Raw genomic sequence first — 11768 nt, 5'->3', positions numbered from 1 at the left:
TTTATTTAATAAAGGAGAAGTCACTTGAGAAAATTAATGAAAGATTTATCGCCAGGATTGAAGAGTAACAAATATTTGGTTTGTGTTCCTTATGCTGGGGGTTATTCGAATTCTTTTTTACCTTTAAAGAATTATTTACCGAAAGATATAAAACTTATTTCATTTGATCCTCCAGGCCATGGTCCTAATCTTTCTCCACTAGTTGATAACATAGATGATCTTGTTAATTTATATTTAATGGAGATGCAACCAATTTTAGAGGGAGAGGTTACATTATTTGGCCATAGCATGGGAGGAATTATAGTTCACCGTATGGCTCAAATTTTAGAAAGTAAGGGCATAAATCCTAAAAATGTTATTATCTCTGCTATGAATCCACCGGAAATAAGAAGAAAAACAAATCATCTAGACGATAAAGACTTTATAGATTATATAAAGTCTTTGGGAGGATTACCGGATGAAGTATTACAACATCAGGAGCTTTTAAATTATATCCTTCCAGTTATTCGATCAGACTTTCGTGCCATTGAGAATTATATAAATGATGACACAACATTGTTGAAAGCATCACTATACATTATTAGTGGAACAACAGACTCTAATTATACAGTAAAAGGGGCTAAGAAGTGGGTAGAATGGGGCAATGAGGTTCATTTTCTAACAGTTAATGGTGGTCATATGTTTTTACTACATCAAGCTGACATCGTGGGCGAGTTAATTATGAAAATACTAGATAGGGTAAAATCTGTGAAGTAAAAAAATTAAGAGATGTATCTGAGTAAGAGAAAAGTGCATTTCTATGCTTTATGTTGAAACTTCTATCGTTAAAGTAGCAATCCAATTGGTCGTCATTGGGAGAGTTTTATTACCGAGGAAGAAAACTCCCAATGACGAGTATGATTGTGCCCCTCATGATAAAACGGATCGGTCTATGAGGGACATAACCAATAAATATGTAGTATTTAGTATCAATATCATAGAGAATGGTGGGAAGAAAAAATGCTTGATAAATTTACCCAGCAGGTTTTATTATCTAGTGAAAAATTTAAAAAGGAAAAAGAATATTGGTTAGACAAGTTATCAGGTGATGTTGAGTTAAGTAGATTTCCTTGTGATTGTTTGTCTTTAAATAGTATTCAGGTTTCTAAAGAAAGTTATTATTGTCAATTCCCATCGGATATTGCGAAGAGAGCTGTAGCAATTAGCAATAATTCTGATATGTTACTGTACACTATTTTATTATCAGGTGTGAAATATCTCTTAAGTAGATATACCGATAAGGATGATGTAGTAATTGGAATGCCAGTTTTTAAACAAGGTCAAGAAGAGACGGTTTTTCAAAACAACTTTTTATTATTACGTACTCAAATAAATCAAGAAGATAATTTCAAAGAAATAATATATAAAATTAAAGAAACAATTTTAGAGTCAAATGAACATTGTCATTTTCCTTTTAATAAACTTACTCAATTATTAAGTCTAGATGGAGAAAGTAATAATCTTCCCTTATTAAATACAATAGTAATGTTAGATGATATTCATTGTTATGAGAGTACAGATAAAATAAACTCTGATATGGTTATTAGGTTTATGAAAAATGAAGAACAGTTAAAGGTTCAAGTGGATTACAATTCTACTTTATATAGTGAAGGATTAGTTAGTAGAATAGTTAATCATTTATATAATATTTTAGATATATTAATGAAAGATCCAAATAAATCTGCAATGGATCTAGATGTAATGTCTAAAACAGAAAAGAATCAAATATTATATGATTTCAATCATACGACTAGAGTTCATAAAACATTACTTTGTGAGACTGTAACAGTTCCTCAATTATTTGAAGAGCAGGTAATACAGAATCCTAATCAAATAGCGATTGTATGTAATGAAAAAGAAATTACTTATAAGCAATTAAATATAAAAGCTAATCAGTTGGCGAGAAGGTTATTAGAACAGGGAGTTAAAAGAGAATCCATTGTTGGTGTGATGATGGAACGCTCTATTGAGATGATTGTAGGCATATTAGGTATCTTAAAAGCGGGTGGGGCGTATTTACCGATTGATACCGATTTACCAAAACAAAGAGTGGAATACATGCTGACAGACAGTGGGTGTTCACATGTACTAACATATCAAAACTCTATTATAAAGGGAGTAGCATTCCAAGGTAGTGTAATAAATCTAATGGATATTCCTTTTGAAGAAGAACAAGTAGAAGATTTGCAGTTAACGATGGAACCTCACAACTTGGCATATGTTATTTATACATCAGGTTCTACAGGCCAGCCCAAAGGGGTAATGATTGAACATCGTTCCTTAACTAATTTTTTGTGTGCAATGTATGAGGGATTCTCTCAAGATATAGGGATAACTGATAACGTTCTATTCTCTAGTAGCATCTCTTTTGATGTTACCATATTTGAAATATTTGTCCCATTGGTATATGGCGCAAGAATGACTATTTATCAAGGTGAGAAGTTTGATGTACCAAAACTTGTACAAGTCATTCTTGAGGAACAGGTCACGTTAGCATATATTCCACCTACTTTATTAAATGAAATATATGATTATTTTGTAAGGGCGAATCAGAAGATATTGTTAAATAAACTTTTCGTGGGAGTTGAACCAATTAAAACAGAATTACTCGCAAAATACGATCATCTATTTGAGGGGAACCTCCAAATATTAAATTTATACGGACCTACAGAGGCTACAGTCTGTTGTACATCTTATCGATATGAGAGTGATAAAGAAATTACAACACAAAACGTACCGATAGGTTCGCCATTGTTAAATACTAAAATTTATATATTGGATTCATTTCACAGGATACAACCTATAGGTGTTCCAGGAGAAATATGTATTTCTGGCATAGGGTTAGCTAGAGGATACATCAATCGAAAAGAATTAACAGCAGATAAATTTATTGATCATCCATTTGAACCAGGTGAGAAATTATATAAAACAGGAGATATAGCGAGATGGCTACCTGATGGTAACATTGAATACTTGGGCCGAGTCGATCATCAAGTGAAAATAAGGGGATATCGAATAGAACTAGGTGAGATAGAAGCAAGTTTGTTAAAATATGAGACAATCAAAACCGCCGTAGTAATACAGCGAGAAGATGAAAGTGGAGAAAAGTATTTATGTGCGTATGTAGTTACCGGAAAAGATATTCCTATTTCAGAGGTAAGAGCATATTTAGCAACAAAGTTACCATATTATATGTTACCTCAACAGATCATACCCATTCAAAACATACCGTTAACACAAAACGGAAAAATAGATAGAAAAAAATTACCTCAACCTATTTATAATTTAAAATCTAGTCATATAGAGCCGACAAATTCTACAGAAAGAAAATTAGTTGAGATTTGGAAAGATGTTTTAGGAATTCAAAGGGTAGGAATACAGGATAACTTTTTTGAGATAGGTGGTCATTCATTAAAGGCTGCTAGGCTAATTTCTATCGTTAATAAAGAATTTAATGTGCAATTATCTATTAAATCCCTATTTAAGTTTCCTGTTTTGATTGATTTTTCAAAATGTATATTGGAAATGGAAAAAAGTAATTATATTTCCATAGAACCTGTAAAACAACAAGAGTATTATTTAGCTTCTACGTCACAAAAGAGAATGTTTATAGTAGATCAATTCGAAGATGGTACAAATACAACTTATAATATGCCCACTATACTTAAAGTAGAAGGGGATATTTGTAAAGATAAGTTTGAAAATATATTTCAATCTTTAATGCAAAGACATGAAATATTAAGAACTTCTTTTCAAATTTTAGATGGGGAATTAGTGCAGAAAATTGAGCCTAATGTAGAATTCAATATTGAATACGTTCATGTAAATGAAAAAGATGCGGATTATTTAATACATGAGTTTATAAGTCCATTTGATTTATCAAAACCTCCATTATTAAGGGTGTTGCTTTTAAGGATAGCAGAAGAAAGACATATCCTTGTAGTAGATATGCATCATATAATATCTGATGGTTTATCAATGGGGATATTAATAAAAGAGTTTGTAGAATTGTATAAAGGAAATGAGCTTCCAAAATTGAGAGTGCAGTACAAAGACTATGTGATGTGGCAAAATGGACCTTACTATAAGAATCTAATTAGTGAACAAAAGAATTATTGGTTAACAACTTTAAAAGGAGAACTCCCAGTTTTAAATTTTCCAACCGATTTTCAAAGACCGACTATACAAAGCTTTAAAGGTAAGGTTTGTTCTTTTAATTTGGGAGCAGATTTAACTTTTAAAGTAAATAAGCTAGCAGCTGAAACTGGTACCACGCCATATATGATTTTATTGGCCATTTATAACATACTTTTATCTAGATACACAGGTCAAGAAGACATTATTGTAGGTTCGCCTATTGCTGGAAGGTCTCATTCTGATACTAATCATATGATTGGTATGTTTATTAATACTTTGGTAATGAGAAATTATCTAGAAAATGACGATGAGTTTATTGAGTTTTTGAGTAGATTAAAACTCAATACATTAGAAGCTTATGAAAATCAAGACTATCCTTTTGAAGAACTATTAGAAGGTTTAGACTTGCATAGGGATACAAGTAGAAATCCATTATTTGATACCATGTTTGTTTTTCAAAACATGGATATGAATCCAATATCTATTGGGGAATTAGAATTTACACCGTATCCGTTTAAGCAGTCAGTTTCAAAATTTGATTTGTCATTAGTAGCAACGGAAATAGATAATAACATTCATTTAAAAGTAGAATATAGTACTAAGTTATTTAAAGCTGAGACAATAGAAAGGTTAATGGTACATTTTACAAATATAGTTGAGGAAGTAACTAATAACCCTAGAGTACGATTGCGTAATATTAATATGTTATCTGTAGAAGAAGAACATTGTATTATGAATGAATTTAACAAAAAAGAGAATTCAAATTCTAATCATTTATTAGTGCATAAAATGTTTGAAGAACAAGTAAAACAGAACCCTAATCAAATAGCCGTTGTATGTAATGAAAAAGGAATTACATATAATGAATTAAATATAAAAGCTAATCAGTTGGCGAGAAGGTTATTAGACCAAGGAGTTAAAAGAGAATCCATTGTTGGAGTGATGATGGAACGCTCCATCGAGATGGTTATAGGTATATTAGGTGTCTTAAAAGCAGGTGGGGCGTATTTACCAATTGATACCGACTTACCAAAACGAAGAGTGGAATATATGCTGACAGACAGTGGGTGTTCACATGTATTAGTACATCAAAACTCTATTATAAAGGGGATAGAATTTCAAGGTAATGTAATAGATCTAATGGATATGTCTTTTGAAGAAGAACCAGGAGAAGACATGCAAATGATGATAGAACCTCACAACTTAGCGTATGTTATTTATACATCAGGTTCTACAGGACAACCTAAAGGAGTAATGATTGAACATCGATCCTTGACTAATTTTTTGTGTGCAATGTATGAAGATTTCTCTCAAGATATAGGGATAACTGATAATGTTCTATTCTCTAGTAGTATCTCTTTTGATGTTACTATTTTTGAGATATTTGTCCCATTGATATATGGCGCAAGAATGACTATTTATCAAGGTGAGAAGTTTGATGTTTCAAAACTTGTACAAGTCATTCTTGAAGAACTGGTTACATTATCATATATTCCACCTACTTTATTAAATGAAATATATGATTATTTTGTTAGAGATAACCAGAAGATAGTGTTAAATAAGCTACTTGTAGGAGTAGAACCAATTAAAACAGAATTACTCGCAAAATACGATCATCTATTTAGGGGGAACCTCCAAATATTAAATGGATACGGACCTACAGAGGCTACAGTCTGTTGTACAACTTATCAATATGAGAGTGATAAAGAAATTACAACACAAAACGTACCGATAGGCTCGCCATTGTTAAATACTAAAATTTATATATTGGATTCATTTCACAGGATACAACCTATAGGTGTTCCAGGAGAAATATGTATTTCTGGCATAGGGTTAGCTAGAGGATACATCAATCGAAAAGAATTAACAGTAGATAAATTTATTGATCATCCATTTGAACCAGGTGAGAAACTATATAAAACAGGAGATATAGCAAGGTGGCTATCTGATGGTAACATTGAATACTTGGGCCGAGTGGATCATCAAGTGAAAATAAGGGGATATCGAATAGAACTAGGTGAGATAGAAGCGAGTTTGTTAAAATATGAGACAATCAAAACGGCCGTAGTAATAGATCAAGAAGATGAAGCTGGAGAAAAGTATTTATGTGCATACGTAGTTACCGAAAAAGATATTAGTATTCCAGAGGTAAGAGCATATTTGGCAACAAAGTTACCACATTATATGATACCTCAACAACTTATACCAATTCACAATATACCATTAACACAAAATGGGAAAATAGATAGAAGCAAGTTACCGAAGCTAAATACAATGAGCAATAGTAATTATGTACCACCAAGAAATGAAATAGATAGTAGTTTAATTGATATTTGGAGTAGTATATTAGGCGTAAATAATATTGGTATAAATGATAATTTCTTTGAATTAGGTGGTCATTCTCTTAAGGGATTAAAGTTATTCGAAAGTATCAAGAGAATGTTTAATGTGCAACTGCCATTAAGTTTATTATTTCAAAAGGCTACTATTGAACAATTAAGTGATGTAATAAGTAGGAATAAAGGAATAGACAGTGAGTGTCTAATTCCAATTCAAAATGGAACAAACAAGGATAGTCAATGGTTCATTGTTCATGGGCAAGGCGGGGGTATATTAAACTATTATGATTTGGCTAGAGAATTAGGGGAGGATAAGACTGTATATGGATTACAATCTATAGGATATGATGATTGTAGATTTCCAAACTTATCTGTAGAGGAAATGGCGGTAAGATATATAGAAGAGATTAAACAAGTAAAAAGGGAAGGGCCATACACCTTATTAGGATGGTCTTTTGGAGGAATAGTTGCATTTGAAATGGCCAGAAAATTAGAAGAACTAGGTGATAAAGTTAGTTTTCTAGGTTTACTTGATGTTCATCCTATTGAACAAGGTAAGGAGATTCTTAGTTTAAATATTAAGAATGCATTTGAAGAATTGAAAAAATTCAATGATCAGTTAGGGATTGAGAAAATTAGTTTTGAACAAATGAGTGAAGAACAATTAATAGAATCTTTACTAAAAAAATTTAAATTGAATAAAAATAGTTTTCAGCAAAATTTTGAAGATCCAATGATGAATAAGTTAAAAGTAATGATAGCTAATAGATATGCATACCTAAAATATAATTGTAAACAAAAAATAAAAGCAGATATCTTTCTATTTAATGCATCTATTAATGACATTCACCCACTAGTAGATTGTAACAGATGGAATGAATATACATCAGGGGAAGTATACGCTATGCAAGTGCCAGGTTCCCATCTGAGTATGTTAGAGAAGCAGCATATTCATGAATTGGTAAAGAGTATAAAAAGGAGTTTTAAACAAATGCTCTTATTAGCACATGTAAATAAGTGAAATATTATTTAAAATTGTACACTATTAATTTTCTAAAAGTCTCATAAATTCGTGTATAACATATTATGAGGCTTTTTACTTTGAGCCTATTCAATAATAAACATAAAGAGGTTAGAAAATGAATGGGAATTATTCATTGTGAGTTTTTTGTATCTATATAAGGGATTAGGTGGTAAGGATATAATGAATATATATAAGGTACGTGTGCCAGGAAATATAGAACATGATATTATGCAGAAGCTTATACGTTTGGTCTCGAAAGAAAAGCAGATGAAAATACAGAAATATAAAAGAAAGCCCGATCAATATAGCGCCTTAATTGGAGACATTTTAATAAGATATTTAATTACTACAAACTTCTCAATAGAAAATAAAGATATTAAATATGAATACAATGAGTACGGAAAGCCTTATGTTGATGAGTTAAATAATTTTCATTTTAATATATCACATTCCGAAAGTTGGGTTGTTGGAGCTATTCATGAGGAAGAAGTAGGAATAGATGTAGAAAAAGTCCGGCCCATAGATACTACAATGATTAAAAATATATTTACTGAGGAAGAATTTAATTATTTAAATTCATTAAATGTAGAACAACAATTAGAGGTGTTTTATGAATTATGGACTATAAAAGAAAGCTTTGTTAAATGGATAGGGAAAGGACTAACTATACCTTTAAACTCTTTTGTTATTAATAAAAATACAATATTTTATGGTGACATGCTATCTAATGAGGTTTATTATAAAAAGTTTACTATTGGTAAAGATTATAAGCTTTCTTGTTGTGCTTCTATAGATAGTTTTCCAGAATCAATAATTGAAATTGATTTTGTTGATTTGTGTAATTACTTTATAGAAGATAAGCATTCTTACATAGTATAAAATGATCGATATTTCCTTAAGGAAATAAAATTTTCGAGAATTTAATTTTGAAAATTCTGAAAATAAAGATCTAAATAAGTAATTAAACTTGCTGGAGATGCAATCATTTTACGCTTAATAGATTACTTTTTGTATATATTAGTATGTCATTCATTGTTTGTTTACTTAGATCAATAGTTGAAATAGCAATTGTTAACGTTGTAGCTGTAACAATTAAGAGATTATCATAACTACTAATAGCGAGCCAGTAGAAGGAGTATATCTCTTTTAAAGAGGGCTCTTTAATAACTGCAGCAGTAATTTGCATCTTAACTGATAATCTGGAAAACGATACTTTTGAATGGGGAGATTTTTTAGAGATGGGGCTATAAAAGAAACGGTCAACTTTGTATGTATATTATTAGTAAAAAAGAGAATTCAAGCATGAATTGACAGAAAATTGATAAAAGAATTGAGAAAGCTGAAAATTCAGTATTTTAAGTATATTTTTAGCGTTGTAGTGTGTAATATATTCAGCAGAGCCATATCATAAAAAATAGGAATATAGACTAACAATAGAATTATATGTAAGTATTTATGAGTAAAAATAGTATTCGAGTTCATATAGGCTATATATCAACTGCTATACATTAGTTTAAAAACAAATATAGAAAAGTGTGGTAATGGATCCACATGAATTATATTTGCAATCTATTATTTTTTACCTTAGCTGTTTAATAGTTTTTATTTAAATGCATATGTAAATACATTTTTGTTACATGCACTTATTCAAAAGGGAGGTAATATAATAATGGCTATTCGAAAACATTTAATTACTCTTGAGGATCTTACTGATAGTGATCTTAACCAAATTGTAACTCGTGGGGTAGAATTTGCCACAGGGAAATCGCAACCTAATCACATATTAACTGGAAATATAATTGGGATTTACTTCCGTAAAACATCGACTAGAACTCGATCGGCATTTTCTGTTGCAGCATTAAAGATGGGTGCACAAATTGTATCGTATGGTCCAAATGATTTGCAAGAAAATACAGGGGAGTCTATAGAAGACACTACTCAAGTGCTTTCGCGAATGCTGGATGGACTAGTAGCAAGAACTGCAGATAGTCAAAAGGAAATGGAAAAACTGGCATCTCAAAGTCGTATGTCAGTCATTAATGCAATGAGTGCGGAAGAACATCCAACACAAGCGCTAACAGACCTAACAACAATGAAACAAAAATTTGGTGAAATAGCTGGATTACGGGTTTTATATATGGGAGAAGGTAATAACAGTGCAGCAGCTCTAGCTCTTTCTTTATCTCGTTTTCCAGGTACGGAGTTATATCTTTTTACACCTGCTGGTTATGGAGTGTCTCCAAGTGTGCTTGAAAAATCAAAAGAATATGCACGATTTTCTGGCGCTAAAGTTATAGAATGTCATGATATAAAAATGTTACCTAGTGAAGTGGATGTTGTATATACAACAAGGTGGCAAACAACAGGGACAAGCAAAATAGATCCTTTATGGAAAGATGCATTTAATCCATTTGCAGTGACAGAGAAAATTTTGACTTTATATCCGGAAGCTACTTTTATGCATGACCTTCCAGCACACCGAGGTGAAGAAGTAGCAGCAACAGTTATTGATGGACCGAAAAGTATTGTATTTACCCAGGCCGAAAATAAGTTAAATAGTGCTATGGCAGTACTTGAATGGTGCTTAGCTTATCGATACTAAAGAATCTAGCATTTATTGTCTTTCAGGTATAAGTTCTATTTGAAGTACATTCGAAAGAACATTTACACATATTTATCTTTAATTATTTTTTTAGATTTTAACCAAGAAAGGAAGCAAATTATGCTCAAGAAATTAGAGAGTTTGCCAAGTTAAGAGATTTAAATAATGTTAAAGTTGGAATTATTGGATTTGGACCTATTGGTCAGATGCATTTAAAGATGGTAATTGCCCTATTAGGCGATAAAATCGAAAGTGTTTACTTATATGATATCAATGGAATTAAAGACGAATTAATTCCTGAGGAAATTTATTCTAAAACTCAAAAGGTTAATGCATATGAAGAAGCCTATAATGATGCTGATATTTTTTATTACTTGTACTGTTTCTGCAGAAGGTTATATTGATAAGAAACCTAAAGATGGGGCGCTACTACTCAATGTTTCTCTTCGTGATTTTAAGCCTGATATCTTAGAATATACAAAAACACTAGTTGTTGATAATTGGGAAGAAGTCTGTCGTGAAAAAACTGATGTTGAAAGGATGCACCTTGAAAGAGGTTTACAAAAAGAAGATACAGTATTAATTGCTGACGTTGTAATCCGAGGAGCACTGCAAAACTTCCCTTATGACAAAGCAATATTATTTAATCCAATGGGTATGGCCATATTTGATGTAGTCATTGCTGCTTATTACTATCAAAGGGCTAGGGAAAATGAAATTGGTGTTTTATTAGAAGACTAGTAAAATTATTAAAATGCAGTTTGAAATAATTGTCTAATGGCTGCTAAATATCGGTAAACACGACTAATCATTATAAAAAATTAGTTATTTGATAAGCTTAGAATTTATGTAATTATTTGAGGAGCTGTTTTTATGAGTGAAATTATTTCGGCCTTAGATCTCTTACATCCCAAGCAAATTCGCTTTCATGAATCATATGAACACAAAAGATTGGAACAAATTTGTCGTGTAATGGAAAGCGAAGGTGTTTTACGGAATCCTCCCTTAGTATCTGAGCTTAGTGATGGTAATTATCTGTTACTTGATGGTGCCCATCGTATGAAGGCTATGATGGCATTAGGTTGTAAACGCGTTGCTGTACAGGTAGTACCTGATGAAAAAATAAAAATTCGTGCTTGGAATCATTTATTACCAATGGGGGAATGGGTAAATAATTTAAAGAAAGAACCTACAATAATTTGGTCAGGTAAGATTATTGCTAATAAACGTTTGCTTGCAAAAATTACAGAAGTAAATAAACAAGAACATTTTTTATATGCAAGGGATTTAAATAGCGATTTATTTAACCATTTAGAGATATGGCATCGTATTGTCGGCTTATATCAACATGAGTATACGGTACGCCGTCATTCAAATGATACTGAGGTCTGGCCTCATTCAAATGAAATATTGATGAGTTATCCAGAATACTCGTTGATGGAGCTGAAAAAGGTAATTGAAGCAAAGTTTTTAATGCCAGCGGGAGTTACTCGTACGACGCTTAGTGGTCGGTTATTGAATTTACGTATACCACTTCATATATTGCGTACGGAAGTATATCCTGCTGGTGAATGGGAAACGTTATGTGGAAATTGGTCAAAATGTTTACGCCTTTATGACGAGCCAA

The 11768-nt window shown here is 31.5% G+C and carries 6 protein-coding genes; all 6 read left to right on the top strand.

Annotated features, from left to right (window positions below; translation table 11 throughout):
• Nucleotides 1-24: 24 nt before the first annotated feature.
• Entirely contained in the window at nucleotides 25-756 is a 732-nt protein-coding gene (locus MR170_RS05110) for a thioesterase II family protein (protein ID WP_242307470.1), read from the top strand.
• A 243-nt stretch (nucleotides 757-999) separates the two neighbouring features.
• On the top strand, nucleotides 1000-7536 hold the full coding sequence (locus MR170_RS05105; protein ID WP_242307464.1) for an amino acid adenylation domain-containing protein: 6537 nt from the start codon (nucleotides 1000-1002) through the stop codon (nucleotides 7534-7536).
• Nucleotides 7537-7719: 183 nt separating this feature from the next.
• Nucleotides 7720-8418 (top strand): 4'-phosphopantetheinyl transferase family protein, encoded by a 699-nt coding sequence (locus MR170_RS05100; protein ID WP_242307463.1) that lies wholly within the window; start codon nucleotides 7720-7722, stop codon nucleotides 8416-8418.
• Nucleotides 8419-9208: 790 nt separating this feature from the next.
• The gene (locus tag MR170_RS05095) at nucleotides 9209-10141 is read left to right on the top strand and encodes an ornithine carbamoyltransferase (protein ID WP_098640809.1); all 933 of its coding nucleotides are present in this window, start codon (nucleotides 9209-9211) and stop codon (nucleotides 10139-10141) included.
• A gap of 336 nt (nucleotides 10142-10477) precedes the next feature.
• Complete coding sequence (locus MR170_RS05090; protein ID WP_242307461.1) at nucleotides 10478-10882, top strand: hypothetical protein; 405 nt, start codon at nucleotides 10478-10480, stop codon at nucleotides 10880-10882.
• A gap of 132 nt (nucleotides 10883-11014) precedes the next feature.
• Nucleotides 11015-11768: ParB N-terminal domain-containing protein (locus MR170_RS05085; RefSeq protein ID WP_242307458.1), on the top strand; the 754-nt coding region annotated here is incomplete at its 3' end.

The sequence above is a fragment of the Bacillus cereus group sp. BfR-BA-01524 genome (assembly GCF_022662595.1).
Lineage (GTDB): Bacteria > Bacillota > Bacilli > Bacillales > Bacillaceae_G > Bacillus_A > Bacillus_A thuringiensis_S.
Note: the sequence above shows the minus strand (reverse complement) of the source record. Positions and strands in the feature narration are given on the sequence as shown.